This is a genomic window from Arthrobacter sp. MMS24-T111 (assembly GCF_054888995.1).
Genome location: NZ_JBTZRO010000001.1, coordinates 3018106 through 3033988, shown reverse-complemented (window position 1 = coordinate 3033988; position 15883 = coordinate 3018106). Strand labels below are relative to the sequence as shown.

Here is a 15883-nt window from a genome sequence, read left to right as displayed (position 1 = left end):
GCGTCCGCACCCCTGGCAGGGACTGCTAGAACAGTGCCTCCACAGGGCGGATCAGGTCCGGTCCGTTGTTGCGGACGTTCCCCACGTCCTTGCCCACGGACTCCACGTGCCAGTCGGCGGCAGCTTCCTTGACCCCGGCCCGCACCAGGTCCACAAGGGCGGCTGCGTCGTCAGCCTGCGGGTCCAGCCAAGCCTGCGTGGTGGCCTTGTCCATGGGCAGGGGCACGCGGTCGTGCAGTTCCGTCAGCTTCCCGAAGATGGTGGATTCAGTCCCGGGCGGTGGGGTGTCCGCTGTGAGGATGGATGTGGACAGCAGCCAGCGCCCTGGTTCCCCTTCCGGAATGGACGGGTCCTTCCACCACTCGTACAAGCCGGCGAATACCAGCCCGTGGTCCTCACCGGGGTGCACATAATAGGGCTGCTTGGACTTCCCGGGCCCTTGCTTCCATTCGTAGTACCCGTCGGCGGGGACGGCGCAGCGGCGTGACTTCACGGCCTTCCTGAACGCAGGCTTTTCCAGCACCGATTCGCTGCGGGCGTTGATCATGCGCGACCCGATCCCGGGATCCTTGGCCCAGGAAGGGACCAGGCCCCAGCGGGCCACATGCAACTGCCGTACCTGCCGGGCCCCTGAAGCATCCTCCACCAGCCGCTCCAGGACGATGGGGACGGCGTCCGTTGGCGCTACGTTCCACGACGGCGGGATGCTGACCTCATCCTCCAACTCGGCGTCGAACTCGGCCAGCAGGTCCCCCACGGCGCGTGCCATTACGTAGCGTCCACACATGGGACCAGCATGCCACCGCCGCCACATACTGTCATGCAGCCGCCCCGCCGCCCCGGAAAGTCCGGGAATACCGGCGGCCACGCTACCGTTGACCGTAAGGAAACCTTTCAAGCGACGTTTAGGAGATCCGCGTGGACTTCACTCCCGAATCCGGCACCATCACCATGTTTTCCACTACTTGGTGCGGCTACTGTAACCGGCTGAAGAAGCAGCTGGACGCAAAGGGCATCGGCTACACGGAAATCAACATCGAAGAGGTGGACGGCACCGCCGAACTCGTGGAGAAGCTGAATGGCGGCAACCGCACCGTTCCCACCGTCCTGTTCCCGGACGGCTCCGCTGCCACCAACCCGTCGGCTGCTGAGGTCCAGAGCAGGCTCGCTGCCTAAGCGGCAGGAGACAGCCGGCTTCGCGCCGAAGAACTGATGCGGGTCACGCCCCCAGACTGCTGAAGGAAGCAGTTTCCAGGGTGGCGTGGCCCGCATACGTTTCCAGGAGGGCATGCTCCACGGCCGCCACATCCAGCCCGGGTACCAGGTCGTCGGCGGCGCCGGCCGTGGACGGGTCCCAGTCCAGGCCGAGGGCGGCATAGCTGTCCGTGAGCACCTTCCGGATCGGGCCTGAATCCTCCACCACAATCACCGAGCTGAACAGCCAGCCACCGGAAACCACCCGTTGGGCGGTGCCGACCAGCTTCACGCGGCGAGAGCTGTCGGCCGCATCGGTTCCGTGCACACTGAACTCGCCGGGGCAGTATTCGCCGGGAATTTCCCCTACCGCGGCCTGCACCCCGACGCTTCGCAGGGCCTGGGCGAAGAGTTCACCAAAGTAGCCGAACCGGGCTTTGGACCCGGCTACTGCGTCTGCGTCCGGTTCGATGTGGTCCACCACCAGGGTCCCTTGGTGGTAGGCGGCGGCCCGTCCCCCGGCCTTGCGGACCAAGGGCTCAAATCCGTTGGCCAGGCAGGCCCGTGCGGCCGCATCAAATCCGGGCAACCGGGTGTCCCGTTGCCCGAAGGCGACGGTGGGAGCGGGCCGGTACAGGCGCAGGGTGGGACCAAGGTTGCCTGACCTGGCCCTGGCCAGCAGCTCCAGCCCGAATTCGAGGTCTCGTCCCGCGCCGAGGGACACGTCCTGCCGCACCACAGTCAGCGGGCGGGCGTCGGTACCGGTGTGGTGCATTGTTGCTGAACTCCCTGGGGTCGATGGCCGCCGGCGGACAGGCCTCCCCTAGGTTACGCCCGACGACGGCACGGGCTTTAACGGCCCCGGCGCCCTGCCCACAGTGCGTGCATCAGGGGAACCGCAGAAACGGCCATCAGGACGTTGCCGAAAACCAGGTCGCCAGAGCGGACGATGGCGCCGGCCACCAGCAGCGCACCGAAGACCAGGGCCGAACCGGAGCGCCGCGCCGCCCTTTCGAGACGGGCAGCCTGCCGCTCCAGCCGCGGGACTGCGACCTCAAGCGATCCTTCCTCGAGCCGGCCGGCAAGGGCGTCCAGCCTGCCTGGCAGGCGGAAGGCGGTAGCGGCGGCACCGAGGGCCTGCCGGGCCACGTCCTGGACCACGTTGCCGCGTTCGTTCCGCAGCAACTGAGCGGCGTAGGGTTCCACGGAGTCCCAGAGGTTGAAGCGCTCATCCAGGGCGCTGCATACCCCTGACGTCAGGGACATGGCGCGGATGATCAAGAGGAAGTTCTCCGGCAGCTGGAACGGCAGCGAGCGGACCACGTCACCAAATTCCACCGCGAAGTCGCGGAACTCGCGGGGGTCCACCTCGCGCAGTTCGGCAAAGCCCATGCCGCCGAAACGGGCAAAAAGCTGGGTCATTGCCCGTTCCAGTCCTGCGCTGTCCGCCGACGGCATCAGCACGCCGACGTCGTTGATCGCCGCCACGAGTCCCTTGCCGTCGCGCGCGGCCGCGGCGATGAGGAGCTTCCGCAGGCCGCTGCGCGTGGAGGCCGTGACCTCCCCCATCATGCCGAAGTCGATGAACGTCAGTTTCCACCCGGGTTCCCCCGCCTGCGCAGGGACAGGCGTGACGAAGATGTTGCCCGGATGCGGATCTGCATGGAAGAACCCGTTAGTGAACAGCTGGTCGAACATTATGGACGCGAAAACGGGGGCCACCGAGGCGGGATCGATACCGGCGGCCCGGAGCGCTGCCGCATCGGTGATTTTGATGGCCGTGACGTCCTCGAGGGTGAGCACGCGGCGGGTTGTCCGTTCCCAGACGACTTCCGGCACTGCCACCCTGGCGTCGCCGGCAAAGTCTGCGGCGAAGCGTTCAGCGTTGACGGCCTCGTGCAGGTAGTCAATCTCCTGCAGGCTGATCTGGGCGAATTCCTCCACCAGCGCCGGCATGTCCGCACGGCGGGAGACGAGGCGGACATGGCTGAGCCAGCCGGCCACCTTCCGAAGGGCGGCGAGGTCGACGTCGACGATCGCCCCGATGCCCGGACGCTGAACCTTCATGACGACGGCGTCCAGGCCCGTATCTTCTGCGTCCGGCAGATTCAGGCGGGCGCGGTGGGCCTGGCCCAGGGAGGCGGCCGCAATCGCGGATTCATCCACGCTGGCGAAGACCCGGCGCACGGGGGCACCCAGTTCCTGCTCTGCCAGGGCGGCGATCCGCGGGAAAGCCACAGGCGGCACCTCGTCCTGAAGCCCTTCGAGTTCTTTGGTGATTTCAGGCGGAAGGACGTCGAGCCGGGAGGACAGGAACTGCCCTACCTTGATCATCAGGCCGCCGAGGTCGATGGCTAGGTCGTGGAACCGGCGTGCAAAGTTCTGCATCCGGCGGGACCGTGTCCGCGCGGAGATGCTGCCCAGCCCCACCCGGGGCAGCAGCAGTTCGAACCACCACGTGGTGGCAAGATGCCAGGCGGCGAACCGGAGGATCCGCCGGTACCGGCCGCGGTGTTCCCGAAGGGGCGACGCCGGGTCGGCCCGGTCCCGGACGGTCAGCGCCACCCGGGTCAGTCCTGCGCGAGGATGGCGTACAGCCGCCGGCGGGCCTCGTCGAGCACCGCCACTGCCTGCCGTACCTGGTGCGGTGAACCGGTCCGGCCCACCTGCGCCGCGGCCTGGGCCAGCTCAATCCCGGCCTTCGGAAGGGAGGCGCCGCCGTTTCCGGAAGTGGAGGCCGCGGGATCCCAGGGCGCGGACCCATGCAGGCCCGCCGCCTCTTCGCGGCCAGCATCGGTCAGCGAGTAGATTTTCCTGCCGTTGGATTCCTCGGCCCGTATGGACCCTTCGTCCGCCAGCAGCTGCAAGGTGGGATAGACGGACCCCGCGCTCGGCTTCCAGCTGCCGCCGCTGCGCTCCTCAATCTCGTGGATGACCTGGTAACCGTGCATGGGCTGCTCAGCGAGCAGCGCAAGAATCGCCGCCCGGACCTCGCCTTTTCCGGCCCGGGTTCCAGCCCGCTTCTCGAACCGGGAGCGGAACTCTTCGACCGCCTGCCACATTCCGTCCAGGTTGTTGCCGCCGAACCCGCCTGCAGGGTTAGAACCACGCATGATTCACTCCTTCGTCAATCGCGAACGATACACAACGATACTCAGCGATACATTCCGGCACCATAGCCGCGCTGCCGGTTTGCCAGTTTGCCAGGGCAGGGAGCGCTCAAGCGACGTCAGGTCCGGCGCAGGGTGAGGATTTGCTCGGCCCGGCCGAAAGGGCCCTGCCGGTCGTGCAGCACCGTGGACGTGAGGCCAATGCCGTCGGCACCAAAGGACACGGCGTTGTCCAGCCCCAGCCACTCCCCTTGCGGCCGTCGGTACATGTGGATCTGCAGGTCCAGGTTGGGGAAGGCATAGCTGTCCTTGCCCGGCGGGACCCTGGCGGCGATTCCGTTGGCCGTGTCCACCATTCCCATCAGCCGCGCCAGGTCGCCGCTGTCGGCCCGGTCGGTCAGCGGGTGTGCGGTGCGGAGCCACACTTTCCCGGCGCCGGGGCGGTGCCCCTCCGCCACCCGCATTTCCAGGGAACGGATGTAGCCTCCCGGCCAGACGGACGAGCCGTCATACGGCTTGCATTCGTCCGGGCCCGGAATGGCCGGGTCTTCGACCTCCGCTATGGGGCTGGTATCGCTGGTCAGCATGCGCCAGGCCGTGGCACGGATGGCGGTCCGGCCGCCGGCCACCAGTTCGGCCTGCACCAGTTCAATGGTCCTGCCGGGCCGCAGGGTGGTGGTGTCGATCCGGAAGTCGCCACCGGGGATCAGTCCCAGGATCTCGTAGCTGATCCGGGCCATCCGCATGTCGTCGCGCGGCTGGTGCCGTTCCAGAAGGTCAGCCATCAGGCCCGAGGCCGGCGCCATATGCTGCTCGTGGGCGTTCCAGGCACCCTGGGCATGGATGGTTGAACGGAATTGGCCCCCGCCCAGTTCCTGGTAGTAGAAGTTGCCCTCGGCGAGTTCAGGCAGGTCTGCAGTCAAAGCTGGCCCCTTAAGCAAAATTCAGTGAATTGCCACTAACCCTATCGCCAGTCAGTGCGCCGCAACGCGGAAGGCAACGAAATGTTGGCGGGTCCGACAGCCAAGCGGACTACACTCAGGAACTGGTCCTGTCAGCAACCCTCAAAAGAGGTGTTTCATGCGCGTCATCAGCTACAACCTCCGCAAGCATGCCGCAAGCGGCGAACTTCTCGCCCTGGCACGGAATCACGACGTCGATGCGCTGTGCCTCCAGGAGGTGGATTCCAGCGACCTCCCGGAGACCCTGGGCCCCCTCCACCTGGCGGATGCCACCAAGGGCAACAGGCTGGGCTTGGCCATCTACTACCGGACCAGCAGGTTCACGGCCTTGGACACGCAGTCCTTCGCATTGAAGAAATCCATGCACGACAGGGTTTTGGCACCGGCCCATGAGCGGCTGATCGGCACGCGGGTCATGGACAACGAGACCGAACACGAACTGGTGATCGGCTCGTTCCATGCGGCGCCCCTGACGGCGTCGAACTCTTTGCGGCGGAAGCAGATCCACGCGGCCCACGCGGAACTGCTGAGCATGGGCAGGGGCCTGATGACGCTGATGGTGGGCGACTTCAATTATCCGTTCTTCACCAAGAACCTGGACATGCATATGAAGAACTCCGGATATGCCCTCTCGTTGAGCAACCGGCGCACCTACACCCGGTACAAGGTGTTCAAGGGCCATTTCGACTTCGCCACCTCCCTGGGCCTGGATATCGCCAGCGTGGAAACCCTTCCGCGCGGCAATTCGGACCACCTGCCCATCCTGGTGACAGCCGAGTACGGCGAGGGCTACTAGGCCCGGCGGCAGCGCCGCCGTTTACCAGGATTCTCCGGCGTCCAGTTGTGCCCGCAGGTCCGGCCAGGCCGCCGCGAAACCGGGGTGGAGGTCCATGCCGTGGACTTCAGCCACCGGAACCCACAGCAGGGCAATGCTCTCCGGATCGCTGATGACCGGCTCAAAGGATTCCCGCACACGGACCACCACGGTGGTGTAGGACCAGTAGCCATGGTCCAGCACGGAGGTGAAGAGAACGTCGACCTTGCCGGGCGGAACTGACGCTTCTTCGTAGGCCTCCCGGAGGGCGCCGTCTACCGGCTCTTCGCCCTGGTGCAGTGCCCCGCCGGGCAGGCCCCAGGTTCCGCCGTTGTGGCTCCATACCGCGCGGTGCTGCAGCAGGACTCCCCTGGCGGGATCCCAGGCCAGGACCCCGGCCGCTCCGAACCTGCCCCAGAACCGGCCGCGGTCGCCCTCTACCCAGGCGTCGCCCGGATCGCGGGGGCCGGTCCGCGGCGGCGGAGTGGAGGACAGACTGGAGGGCGGGTAATGGTCCATTGCCCCAGTTTGACAGGTGAAGCAGCGGGACGTCAGGTGCCCTGCCCGTGGTCGACGGCGAAATCCCCGCCAGGGTACATGACTGTTTCGTGGCCGTCGTCGAACCGGACCAGGTACGGCGGGCCGCCGCCCGGGCCGCGGACCTCCAGGATCACCCCGTGCCGGTCCGCGGATCCCACATTCCTGCCACGCACGACGATACGGTCGCCTTGGGCTGCCTCCATGGCAATCACCTCCACGGCCCAAGGGTACGACCCGCAGGCGCACCGGAACAGGGCCGCATGGCAGGATTTCCCGGTATGCCACTGAACCTCGTCCTGCTCGCCGACACCCATGTGCCAAAACGCGCCAAAGACCTGCCGGAACAGGTATGGGCCGCCGTCGACAATGCCGACGTGGTTTTCCACGCCGGCGACTGGGTGGAGGCAGCCCTGCTGGACGAATTCGAACGCCGGAGCAAGCGGCTGCTGGCCGTCCACGGCAACAACGACGGCCCCGAACTGCGCCGGCGCCTGCCGGAAACGGCAACCGCCACCCTGGATGGAGTCCGCTTTGCCATGGTCCATGAGACCGGACCGGCGACAGGACGCGAGCTCCGGTGCGAAGCGCTGTACCCGGACGCCGATGTGCTGGTGTTCGGCCACAGCCACATCCCCTGGGACACAGTGTCACCAAGGGGGCTTCGGCTGCTGAACCCCGGCTCGCCCACGGACCGCCGGCGCCAACCGGCCTGCACCTACATGCAGGCGGTACTCAACGATGGCGCCCTTGCCGGGGTCAGGCTGGTGGAGGTCCCGCGGTAAGCCGCTTGGCACACCGGCCGGAATTGCCTAGGCTGGAACAGTAAGCAAGCTTAGTTTTTGTTGGTTGCCATTCCGCAATGACCGGCTGCTTCATGTCCGGGGCTCCGTAAGCGCCCGCGTCCCGCCCGAACAGGAGGACCACCATGACTGACCAGTACACCTTCCGCAATCCCGTGACCGCCTACGAACAGATCTCCCCGCCCAAGCAGCACCAGCCCGAACCGGGCCTTGACGCAGGGCTGGAGCCCAAAGCCGACCTGGGTGAGGAAACCTACCGCGGCACCGGCCGGCTGGAAGGCCGCCGGGCCATCGTGACCGGCGCGGACTCCGGAATCGGCGCCGCGACGGCCATCGCCTTTGCCAGGGAAGGCGCCGACGTCGTCCTTTCCTACCTGCCGCAGGAAGAGGAAGACGCCGCCCGCATCGCCGGGATCATTGAGGCCGCAGGCCGAAAGGCGGTCAAGGTGCCGGGCGACCTCAAGGACTCCGCGGCGTGCCGCGAACTGGTGGACACTGCGGTGGCGGTCCTGGGCGGGGTTGATCTCCTGGTCAACAACGCCGGAAAGCAGGTTGCCCAGGAGGACCTCCAGGACATCACCGACGAGCAGTTCGACCACACGCTCAAGACCAACGTCTACGCCATGTTCTGGGTCACGAAGGCCGCCGTGCCGCACATGCCGGCCGGCTCCACCATCATCAACACCACCTCCATCCAGGCGTACAATCCGTCCCCGACCCTGGTGGACTACGCCACCACCAAGGCCAGCATCAACAACTTCACCAAGGGCCTGGCGCAGCAGCTTGCGCCCAAGGGAATCCGGGTGAACGCCGTGGCGCCCGGACCCATCTGGACTCCGCTGCAGGTCAGCAGCGGCCAGCCCAAGGAGGCATTGCCGGAGTTCGGCCAGTCCACTCCCCTGGGCCGCGCCGGCCAGCCCGCTGAACTGGCCCCCGCCTACGTCTTCCTGGCCTCACCCGAGTCCAGCTATGTGGTGGGCGAGACACTGAACGTCAACGGCGGCAGCCCCACCCCGTAGCCTGCGGGCAGCCCAACACGGCCGGGCTCCCTGTTATTCGGTGGCGTCCTGGCCGGCCAGGAGCTCATCCGTGGCTGGATCCGGCTCGCCATCGAAAAATTGCGCCAGGACCGTCTTGAACACTGTTTCTCCGGGCGCGGCCCGGAGAAACAGTGTCATGGACGAACGGAGCTTCTGCGCATCGATTCCGCCAAGGATGTCCGACGCTGAACGGCCGGCATGCGTGGTGAGAGCCAGGGCGCACTCCAGAAGGCGCGGGCCCAGGACGGGGTGGTCCAGGTAGGCCCGGGCCTCCGCCAGGGACGAGATGGCGTAGGTGCGTGATGTGGCGCTCCGCCCCAGCCCGGCAACCTGGGGGAAAATGAACCACATCCAATGGCCGGTCTTATTGCCGAGCTGCAGTTCGCCGAGCGCGCTTCCGTAGGTGTCCCCGCCGTCTTGGGCGGCGACGAATCGCTCCAGGTCAAACGCTTCACTCATGGGGTCTCCTCTGCGGGTTGCGGGTCACTGCGCCAACTCTTTTTCCAGGAGGCCTGCTGCCGTTTGGAGCTGGGGTTCCGGGTCTTCGCGCCATCGCGCCAGGACAGCCGCGGCCCGCTGTCGGTCGCGGTGGTCCAAGCCGGCCAGCAAGGGCACCAGGACGTCGGAGACCAAGGGCGCGGCCAGGTCCACCGCCTGGGCCGAGCGAAGAAAGCCCTCCAACCGGGTCAGGTCCGAATGCCGCAGCAACTGCACCTTTGTTTGCAGCAGGACGATGGCGGCCAGGCGGCGTTCGAAGACCGGCCGCGAGCCGGGTTTCGGCTGGCCCCACAGGGCGGAGGCCAGCATGACCGTGGTGTCGTGGCCCATGTCCTTGAACTTCCGAAGGGCGTCCCGGACGGTGCCGCGGACTGCGCCGATCGAAGACCCGTAAGAGGCCAGGGCTCCGCCCAGCCGGCAGCCCACTTCGTCGGCCCGGTACCAGGCTCCCTCGTTCTGGAGGGTCCGGTCGATGAATTCAGCAGCAGCGGCGACGTCGGACACCCCGGTCACCGCGCCCGTCCCGCAGAGGCATGAAGGATGCAGAAGGGGGTCCAGGGCCGCGCCTCGAGCCTGCCGTCCGCGATGGGCTCGCCGCAGACCGCGCAGGTTCCATAGGTGCCGTTGGCCAGCCGGGCGAGGGCTGCCTCCACCTGGTCCAAGCCGGCTGAACTCTGCTTCAACAATGCCGATGCCTGCGACAGTTCGAAGGCGATCGTGGCGCCCTCGGGATCGTGTTCGTCGTCGACGTTGGAGTCCTGCCGGGCCGAGTTGGCCGCGTCGATATCGGCCCGCAGCGCCGGCAACAGTGCCAGCCGCCGGGCCCGTTCCTCTTCGAGCAGCACCCTGAACCGTTCGAAATCTGGCATGCCGAAAGCCTAGCGCGTCAGTCAGTACCAGTTCAGGGCGACAGAATGGCTCCAGGCGCCGCACGGGGACCCGTAGCGGTCGCGGATGTAGCCAAGCCCCCATTCGATCTGCGTCCGGTAGCTGGTCAGCCAGTCGCTTCCGGCGCTGGCGTACTTTCCCGGCGGCAGGGCCTGGGCTATGCCATAGGCCCCGGATGAGGCATTCGTGGCAGTGGTCAGCCATCCGGATTCCTTGGTCCACAGCTGGGACAGGCACTGGAACTGGTCCGGGCCCCAGCCGAAGGCGCTTAGGCGTCCGGAGGCATAGGCCTTGGCGCCGGCCGGATCATTGACGGCACCGCCGGGGATGGAGGGAACGACGACGGGCGGCGGGCTGGTCACGGCAGGCGGCGGCGGATTGCCGGGAACCGGGTCCTCCGGCGGGGCCGGTATTGCCGCGTTGCCGGCCGGAGCTGCGGGCGCGGGGTTGGGCTGCCGGGCTGCGGCTGCGGCGGCCTGCGCCGCGGCTTCGGCCTGCCGGCGGGCCTGCTCCGCCGCGGCGGCGCGCTTGGCCTCCTGGGCCGCTTCATAGGCAGCCAGCGCCACCTGGCCCTGCCGGTACTCTCCCTCGAGTGCCGCCGTCGTCCCCTTCAGCGAGGCCAGCTGGGCCGTCAGCTCCGTGCTGTGCTGCTGTTCGTCACTGACCTGCCGGGCGAGCGCGTCCTGGGCGGAGCGGGCCGCGTCCAGTTTGGCCTTTGCTTCCCCGGACAGGCGTTCCCGCTCAGTGCGGGCCACTTTTTCCTGGTCTGCCAGTGACGCGGCAACCTGTCCGGCGGCGGCAGCTTTCTCCACCAGGGCCGCAGTCTTGTCGCCCACCAACTGGACGAGGTTGAGCCCCTGGACGCTGTTGTTTTGGAGGGCATCCAGGGCCACGAAGAACCCGGTATTGGTTCCGCCCGTCTTGTACGACTGGACGGCAAGTGCTCCGATTTCCTTGCGGTGCCGGGCCAGTTCGTCATTGGCGCGGGCGGCCTGGGCGGACAATGAATCCAGCTTCACCGATGCCGCCTGCAGCTCGGCGTCGGCTGCGGCGTAGTCGGCCGCTGCCCGGACCGCAGTGTCACCGGCGGCTTCAGCCTGGGTCTGGAGTCCGTTCAGCAGCCCATTGATGGTGGTGATCTCTGCCGCTTTCGCCGCCTCGGAAGACTGTGCCTGCTGCACGTCAGCCCAGGACGGATATCCACCGGGAGGTGCAGGCTCGTCCGCAGAGGCAGGCAGCACCGTGGCCGCTGCCACTGCGATGGCGAGCAGTCCCCCCAACAGCGGGGACTTGGGCATGGTCACGAACAGGGGCATAGTCCCGAAGCATACCGGCGGCACGCCGGGGCGGAAAGGCGCCCGTGCCCGGTTTGTTACCCTTTCGCGCCGGCGGCGGACCGGCCGGAGTCCAGCATGGGTGGACAGGACACATCCAATCGCTGGTTGAATACGAGAGAGGAAGCTCGTATGTTACCGAAACGTGACAATTGTGGGGTTGGCGGGTTATGGTCTTCGGGTGTCCCTCCCCAAACGGGACACTCCCATCAGTTTGCCGAGCCCTGCCGCTGATACCGGGATTCAACCGCTTTCATGCTGGCAGGGACGGGGGAACCAAGTTTCCACGACCTTTGAGGTCTTGGGGTTAAGTCGGACAGCTCCTCCGCCCACCGCGGAGATGTGTTCGGCCGGGTATCTCCAACCCGAACCCGACAGCTCACCCCGCAGGCATGGGAGAGGCGATCAATCGTGTCAAAGAATCTCAGCACTGCCCGCCACCGCGCGACCCCGGCCCACTCCATTGCGCTCGAGGGACTTGCCGTGACGGCCAAATCACAGGCCCGTTCGTTGGGCCGTCCGGCGCTCGCCGTTGCCGCCGCGTCCGGCATTGCCTTCGGCGTCGGCGCCCCGGCCCACGCGGGCGTGACGGGCGCGGACACCACTGAACAGGCCAGCGTCCAGGCCGCCGCGTCTCCTGCAGCTGCTCCGGCAGCCGCGGCAGCAACCGTCCACACCGTCGTTTCCGGGGATACCCTCGGCGCAATTTCGGCCGCGTACGGAGTCAGCCTCAATGACGTCCTGGCTGCCAACGGCCTCGGATTGTGGTCCATCATCTACCCCGGTGACCAGATCCAGATCCCCGGCGCGGGCTACGTGGCAGCACCTGCCCCGGCGCCGGCGGCGGCCCCCGTCCAGGCGGCAGCCGCCACCGCACCGGCGAACACCGGCATGAACATGTCCTACGCATCCGCGACGCCGGTGGCCTCCACCACCGGGACCGGGACCGGCGCTGCCATCCTGGCCTCGGCCTACAGCCAGATCGGCGTGAGCCAGGACTGCACCGCCATGGTTGAAAAGGCCCTTCGCTCCGTCGGCAAGAGTGTTGGCGACCTGGCTCCCACGCAGTTCTTCCAGTACGGCAGCGTGGTCGGGAGCCCGGCACCCGGCGACCTCATCATCACGTCGGGCCACGTGGGCGTTTACGCCGGCAACGGCCAGGTTGTGAGCGGCGGCGTCAACGGCTACACCACGCAGGTTCACTCCATCAGCTGGCTCAGCGGCTACTCAGTGGTCCGCGTGGCCTAGTCTTCGCCAGCAAAGCCTGCTCCCAACAGGAGGGTGGCAGCCGGGTCTCCGGTTGCCACCCTCCTGTTGTTATTAGATCAGGTCCCGCAAAAGGTCGTGTAGGTCCCGAAGTCCGCCGGGGGACCTTCCATGTAGCGTTCCAGCCCGGGGCGCTCGGTGAAAGGATCGGTGACGGCCTGAAGCAGGCGGTGCAGCAGAGCCACGTCGCCTTCCGTGCCGGCGGCGAGGGCTTCCTCCACCAGGTGGTTCCGCGGAATGTAGGCCGGGTTGACGCTGTCCATCAGCCCTGCGTCGGGTTGCAGCGCCAACCACCGGTCCGACCAGGCGTCGAAGCCGGCCAAATCCATCACCATCCCGCGCACCGGTCGCAGATCGCCGCAGGCCGCCCTGCCGAGGTTACGGAAGAACAAGGTGTAGTCCACCGGGCCGTCCTTGAGGATGGCCACAACCTCGTCAATAACACTGGACGCGGCGTCGTCGCTGACGTTTCCAGCGGCAAGGCCCAGTTTGGTTTTCATGCCGCCGGTCCACGCCGTGCTGTACTGTCCACGGAATCCACCGAGCACTTCCACCGCTGCGGCAACGGCATTGTCCTCGTCTCCGTCAATGAGCGGGAGCATCGACTCGGCAAGGCGGGCGAGGTTCCATTCGGCAAGGATGGGCTGGTTGGCGTAGGCGTAGCGGCCGCTGACGTCGATGGAACTGAAGACGGCGGCGGGATTGAAGGCATCCAGGAACGCACACGGGCCGTAGTCGATGGTTTCCCCTGAGATGGTCATGTTGTCCGTATTCATGACCCCGTGTACGAATCCAGCCAGCATCCACCGGGCCACAAGTCCGGCCTGGGCGGCAACGACGGACGCGAACAGTGCCAGGTAGGGGTTGGGGGCCACGGCAGCGTCCGGGTACAGCCTGCTGATGGCGTGGTCCGCCAGCCGTTTGAGCAGGTCCATGTTTTCCGTGGCCCGGGCGTACTGGAAACTCCCAACCCTCAGGTGGCTGTGGGCCACCCGTGCCAGGACGGCGCCGGGCAGCATGCCCTCGCGGCGGACCTGCCGCCCCGTCGCCACGACGGCGAGAGAGCGGGTGGTGGGAATACCCAGGGCGTGCATGGCCTCACTGACTACGTACTCACGCAGCATGGGCCCGACGACGGCCCGGCCGTCCCCGGCGCGGGCGAAGGGGGTGCGCCCCGAGCCTTTGAGGTGGATGTCCAGCAGGTGGCCGGCGCGGTCCGTGACTTCCCCCAGCAGGAGCGCGCGCCCGTCGCCGAGCAATGGCGAGTAGCCGCCGAACTGGTGTCCAGCGTAAGCCTGTGCCACCGGAGTGGCGCCTGCGGGAAGGTGGTTGCCCACGAGGAGGCGCACCCCTTCGGGACTGCGGAGGTACTGCGGGTCAAGGCCCAGGCCTGCGGCAAGCTTTTCATTCAGGACCAGGAGTTCGGGGTCCGGCGCTTCCTCGGCCTGCCAGGGAACAGCAAGTTCCGCCAGTTCACGGGCGAAACGGCCGTCGAAGGTGACCGTGGATTCAGCTGCTGCCGTCATGGATTAACCCTAGCGCCATAGTGCCGCCTGGCCCCTCCTTCACCACAGGGTCACGCACTGCCGGCGCCGGCTCCCGCATCATGCAGCCCCTTGGCATAGGCGGCCTGGCCGGCATGCTGGAGGCAGTCCCCCAGGATGCTGACAAGCCGCACGCCAAGGGTCACCGGCGGATCCCAGCGCCTGTCCACCACGCGGTCCAGGTCCGGGCCTTCCAGGCCTTCGAGGACCTTCGTGGTTTGCCGGTGGACCGCTTCACAGTACTCAAGCAGGAGTTCACCGGATGCCCTGACAGTATCCACCTGGCTGCTGGAGTGGCCGTAGCCCGTGTCGCCTTCCGCCAAGGGGAGGCCAAAACGCGACGCGAAGCCTTCGGATGTCCAGACCTGTTCCAACGCCGAGGCGGAGGCGACCTGCGCATCCTCCACCCTGCCCAGGTGCCACACCAGCCAGGCAATGGAGTTGCCGCGGCCGGAGGGACGGTGCTGGAGCTGTTCCTCATCGAGCCCGTCTAGCACCTGCCGGACCAGGCGCGGGAGGCGGCCAAACGACTCAAGCAGCAGTTCTCTGGAATCCATGGACCTGGTGCCTTTCTGGTCGAGCGCAGCCGGGAACAATAAGCTTACTGAGTAAACGTAGCGCCTGTGAACAGCCGGCCCGGTCAACACATGCCCTTTTCGGCTTCCAGGGGGCAGGGGGCACAAGGTAAACAAGGTGCATCATTTCGTGGGCCGGGCGGTCACGGCAAGCAAGGAGAAGCGATGGAACGCAGCAATGTATCCCCGGACGGACACGAAGTGGAACCGTCCCGGCCCCAGTCCCTCGCTACAAGGATGTCAGCCCTCTGGGCGGATGGCCTGGGCAGGGCCAGCATCCGGGCGGTCCAGACGCTCTCGCTGCTGGCGCTGGCCTGGGTGGCCGTGGTGGCCGCCACCCGGGTTCCGCTGGTGACCATCCCCGTGCTGGTCGCCTTGATCCTGGCCTCGGCAATGGCTCCGGCCGTGCGGTGGCTCGCCTCCCACGGCTTCCCCCGGGCGCTGGCCGTGCTGTCATCCTTCCTGGTGATCATCGCCGTAGCGGCCGGGGTGGTGGGCGGCATCGTTGCACTGGTCCGGCAGCAGGCCTCGGTTCTGGCAGCACGGGCGGAGGCAGGCATTGGCCAACTGCAGCAATTCATCACCACAGGACCCGTGGCGCTGACCGGCGCGCAAATCGATGCGGCCCGCAACGAATTCCAGAAGTTCCTCGCCGGCGGAACCCTGGGAGCCGATGCCCTGACCGGGCTCAGGACCGCCGGGGAGATCGCCGCCGGCACGGTCCTGACGGCAGTCATCCTCTTCTTTTTCCTCAAGGACGGCGAGAGGATCCGGACGTTCCTGATCGGGTTCCTCCCCGGCAACCACCAAGGAAAAGCACAGCTGGCCGCGGAACGCAGCCTCCTGGTGCTCGGCGGCTACGTCCGGGGCACCCTCATCATTGCCGCGATCGATGCGGTCCTGGTGCTGGTGGGGCTGCTCATCCTTCGGGTCCCCCTGGCCGTCCCGCTGGCCGCCGTGGTCTTCCTGGGAGGGTTCATTCCGATCATCGGGGCAACCACCGCCGGCAGCCTGGCCGTGCTGGTAGCCCTTGTGGAAAACGGACCGGTACCCGCGCTGATCGTGCTGATCATCCTGGTGGCCGCCAACCAGTTCGAACACCACATCCTCCAGCCCGTCTTCATGGGCCGGGTCCTGCGGATCCACGGGCTGGTCATCATCCTGGCGCTGACGGCCGGGGCCACCTTGGCCGGGGTCGTCGGGGCGCTGCTCGCCGTCCCGCTGGCCGCAGTCGGATGGACCATCTACAGGACGCTGTCCGGACGCGACGCAACGGCCGGGGAACCAACCGCACCGCCGGCACCTTCGGTCTAGCGGC

The 15883-nt window shown here is 67.2% G+C and carries 19 protein-coding genes and 1 riboswitch; of the genes, 6 read left to right on the top strand and 13 right to left on the bottom strand.

From position 1 onward, the window contains the following. Positions 1–25 precede the first annotated feature (25 nt). Entirely contained in the window at positions 26–787 is a 762-nt protein-coding gene (locus ACX5I6_RS14280) for an SOS response-associated peptidase (RefSeq protein ID WP_461840901.1), read from the bottom strand. Positions 788–918: 131 nt separating this feature from the next. On the opposite strand from ACX5I6_RS14280, the gene ACX5I6_RS14275 reads away from it, so the two are divergent. After that, the gene (locus tag ACX5I6_RS14275) at positions 919–1176 is read left to right on the top strand and encodes a mycoredoxin (protein ID WP_018761469.1); all 258 of its coding nucleotides are present in this window, start codon (positions 919–921) and stop codon (positions 1174–1176) included. 43 nt (positions 1177–1219) lie between these two features. On the opposite strand, the gene ACX5I6_RS14270 is transcribed toward ACX5I6_RS14275, so the two are convergent. The 4 genes from ACX5I6_RS14270 to ACX5I6_RS14255 all read right to left on the bottom strand — a co-directional run bounded on the left by ACX5I6_RS14270 (position 1220) and on the right by ACX5I6_RS14255 (position 5227). Further along, positions 1220–1969, bottom strand: coding sequence for a lipoate--protein ligase family protein (locus tag ACX5I6_RS14270; RefSeq protein WP_461840900.1), 750 nt, complete (start codon positions 1967–1969; stop codon positions 1220–1222). A gap of 77 nt (positions 1970–2046) precedes the next feature. Continuing rightward, complete coding sequence (locus ACX5I6_RS14265) at positions 2047–3759, bottom strand: ABC1 kinase family protein (RefSeq protein ID WP_461840899.1); 1713 nt, start codon at positions 3757–3759, stop codon at positions 2047–2049. A 5-nt stretch (positions 3760–3764) separates the two neighbouring features. Next, complete coding sequence (locus ACX5I6_RS14260; RefSeq protein WP_461840898.1) at positions 3765–4307, bottom strand: PadR family transcriptional regulator; 543 nt, start codon at positions 4305–4307, stop codon at positions 3765–3767. A gap of 116 nt (positions 4308–4423) precedes the next feature. Beyond that, entirely contained in the window at positions 4424–5227 is an 804-nt protein-coding gene (locus tag ACX5I6_RS14255) for a thioesterase family protein (protein ID WP_461840897.1), read from the bottom strand. Positions 5228–5384: 157 nt separating this feature from the next. Here ACX5I6_RS14255 and ACX5I6_RS14250 point away from each other — a divergent pair, with 157 nt between their 5' ends. Next, a complete protein-coding gene (locus tag ACX5I6_RS14250) occupies positions 5385–6062 on the top strand; it encodes an endonuclease/exonuclease/phosphatase family protein (protein ID WP_285242889.1) in 678 nt (225 codons plus the stop codon). Between the two features lie 21 nt (positions 6063–6083). On the opposite strand, the gene ACX5I6_RS14245 is transcribed toward ACX5I6_RS14250, so the two are convergent. After that, complete coding sequence (locus ACX5I6_RS14245) at positions 6084–6599, bottom strand: NUDIX domain-containing protein (RefSeq protein WP_461840896.1); 516 nt, start codon at positions 6597–6599, stop codon at positions 6084–6086. A 32-nt stretch (positions 6600–6631) separates the two neighbouring features. After that, positions 6632–6823 (bottom strand): DUF1918 domain-containing protein, encoded by a 192-nt coding sequence (locus ACX5I6_RS14240; RefSeq protein ID WP_141946349.1) that lies wholly within the window; start codon positions 6821–6823, stop codon positions 6632–6634. 75 nt (positions 6824–6898) lie between these two features. On the opposite strand from ACX5I6_RS14240, the gene ACX5I6_RS14235 reads away from it, so the two are divergent. Together ACX5I6_RS14235 and ACX5I6_RS14230 are read left to right on the top strand one after the other, a co-directional pair. Beyond that, a complete protein-coding gene (locus ACX5I6_RS14235) occupies positions 6899–7402 on the top strand; it encodes a metallophosphoesterase family protein (protein WP_461840895.1) in 504 nt (167 codons plus the stop codon). 143 nt (positions 7403–7545) lie between these two features. Next, a complete protein-coding gene (locus tag ACX5I6_RS14230; protein ID WP_461840894.1) occupies positions 7546–8439 on the top strand; it encodes a glucose 1-dehydrogenase in 894 nt (297 codons plus the stop codon). Between the two features lie 33 nt (positions 8440–8472). Here the strand turns inward: ACX5I6_RS14230 and ACX5I6_RS14225 are convergent, their stop codons facing one another. The 4 genes from ACX5I6_RS14225 to ACX5I6_RS14210 are packed head-to-tail and all read right to left on the bottom strand — an operon-like array spanning position 8473 to position 11162. After that, entirely contained in the window at positions 8473–8919 is a 447-nt protein-coding gene (locus ACX5I6_RS14225; RefSeq protein ID WP_461840893.1) for a DUF1810 domain-containing protein, read from the bottom strand. Positions 8920–8943: 24 nt separating this feature from the next. Next, positions 8944–9471, bottom strand: a complete 528-nt coding sequence (locus ACX5I6_RS14220; RefSeq protein ID WP_461840892.1) for a DNA alkylation repair protein — start codon at positions 9469–9471, stop codon at positions 8944–8946. Next, positions 9468–9827, bottom strand: a complete 360-nt coding sequence (locus ACX5I6_RS14215) for a TraR/DksA family transcriptional regulator (protein ID WP_285246202.1) — start codon at positions 9825–9827, stop codon at positions 9468–9470. Before ACX5I6_RS14215 ends, ACX5I6_RS14220 begins: the two co-directional genes overlap by 4 nt. A gap of 21 nt (positions 9828–9848) precedes the next feature. Beyond that, positions 9849–11162: a coiled-coil domain-containing protein gene (locus ACX5I6_RS14210; RefSeq protein WP_461840891.1), complete on the bottom strand. Its 1314-nt coding sequence runs from the start codon at positions 11160–11162 to the stop codon at positions 9849–9851. A gap of 256 nt (positions 11163–11418) precedes the next feature. Further along, positions 11419–11588: riboswitch (cyclic di-AMP (ydaO/yuaA leader) on the top strand. Positions 11589–11591: 3 nt separating this feature from the next. Here ACX5I6_RS14210 and ACX5I6_RS14205 point away from each other — a divergent pair. Beyond that, complete coding sequence (locus ACX5I6_RS14205) at positions 11592–12428, top strand: C40 family peptidase (RefSeq protein WP_285246204.1); 837 nt, start codon at positions 11592–11594, stop codon at positions 12426–12428. A 77-nt stretch (positions 12429–12505) separates the two neighbouring features. Here the strand turns inward: ACX5I6_RS14205 and ACX5I6_RS14200 are convergent, their stop codons facing one another. Together ACX5I6_RS14200 and ACX5I6_RS14195 are read right to left on the bottom strand one after the other, a co-directional pair. Next, positions 12506–13972 (bottom strand): protein adenylyltransferase SelO, encoded by a 1467-nt coding sequence (locus ACX5I6_RS14200; RefSeq protein ID WP_461840890.1) that lies wholly within the window; start codon positions 13970–13972, stop codon positions 12506–12508. 50 nt (positions 13973–14022) lie between these two features. Next, positions 14023–14547: a mycothiol transferase gene (locus tag ACX5I6_RS14195; protein ID WP_461840889.1), complete on the bottom strand. Its 525-nt coding sequence runs from the start codon at positions 14545–14547 to the stop codon at positions 14023–14025. A 183-nt stretch (positions 14548–14730) separates the two neighbouring features. Here ACX5I6_RS14195 and ACX5I6_RS14190 point away from each other — a divergent pair, with 183 nt between their 5' ends. Next, on the top strand, positions 14731–15879 hold the full coding sequence (locus ACX5I6_RS14190; protein WP_461840888.1) for an AI-2E family transporter: 1149 nt from the start codon (positions 14731–14733) through the stop codon (positions 15877–15879). Positions 15880–15883 lie beyond the last annotated feature (4 nt).

Coding starts and splice junctions, on each gene's coding strand:
- ACX5I6_RS14280 (WP_461840901.1), bottom strand. CDS start 787: ATGTGTGGACGCTACGTAATGGCACGCGCCGTGGGGGACCTGCTGGCC.
- ACX5I6_RS14270 (WP_461840900.1), bottom strand. CDS start 1,969: ATGCACCACACCGGTACCGACGCCCGCCCGCTGACTGTGGTGCGGCAG.
- ACX5I6_RS14260 (WP_461840898.1), bottom strand. CDS start 4,307: ATGCGTGGTTCTAACCCTGCAGGCGGGTTCGGCGGCAACAACCTGGAC.
- ACX5I6_RS14250 (WP_285242889.1), top strand. CDS start 5,385: ATGCGCGTCATCAGCTACAACCTCCGCAAGCATGCCGCAAGCGGCGAA.
- ACX5I6_RS14245 (WP_461840896.1), bottom strand. CDS start 6,599: ATGGACCATTACCCGCCCTCCAGTCTGTCCTCCACTCCGCCGCCGCGG.
- ACX5I6_RS14240 (WP_141946349.1), bottom strand. CDS start 6,823: ATGGAGGCAGCCCAAGGCGACCGTATCGTCGTGCGTGGCAGGAATGTG.
- ACX5I6_RS14235 (WP_461840895.1), top strand. CDS start 6,899: ATGCCACTGAACCTCGTCCTGCTCGCCGACACCCATGTGCCAAAACGC.
- ACX5I6_RS14230 (WP_461840894.1), top strand. CDS start 7,546: ATGACTGACCAGTACACCTTCCGCAATCCCGTGACCGCCTACGAACAG.
- ACX5I6_RS14225 (WP_461840893.1), bottom strand. CDS start 8,919: ATGAGTGAAGCGTTTGACCTGGAGCGATTCGTCGCCGCCCAAGACGGC.
- ACX5I6_RS14215 (WP_285246202.1), bottom strand. CDS start 9,827: ATGCCAGATTTCGAACGGTTCAGGGTGCTGCTCGAAGAGGAACGGGCC.
- ACX5I6_RS14210 (WP_461840891.1), bottom strand. CDS start 11,162: ATGCCCCTGTTCGTGACCATGCCCAAGTCCCCGCTGTTGGGGGGACTG.
- ACX5I6_RS14200 (WP_461840890.1), bottom strand. CDS start 13,972: ATGACGGCAGCAGCTGAATCCACGGTCACCTTCGACGGCCGTTTCGCC.
- ACX5I6_RS14195 (WP_461840889.1), bottom strand. CDS start 14,547: ATGGATTCCAGAGAACTGCTGCTTGAGTCGTTTGGCCGCCTCCCGCGC.
- ACX5I6_RS14190 (WP_461840888.1), top strand. CDS start 14,731: ATGGAACGCAGCAATGTATCCCCGGACGGACACGAAGTGGAACCGTCC.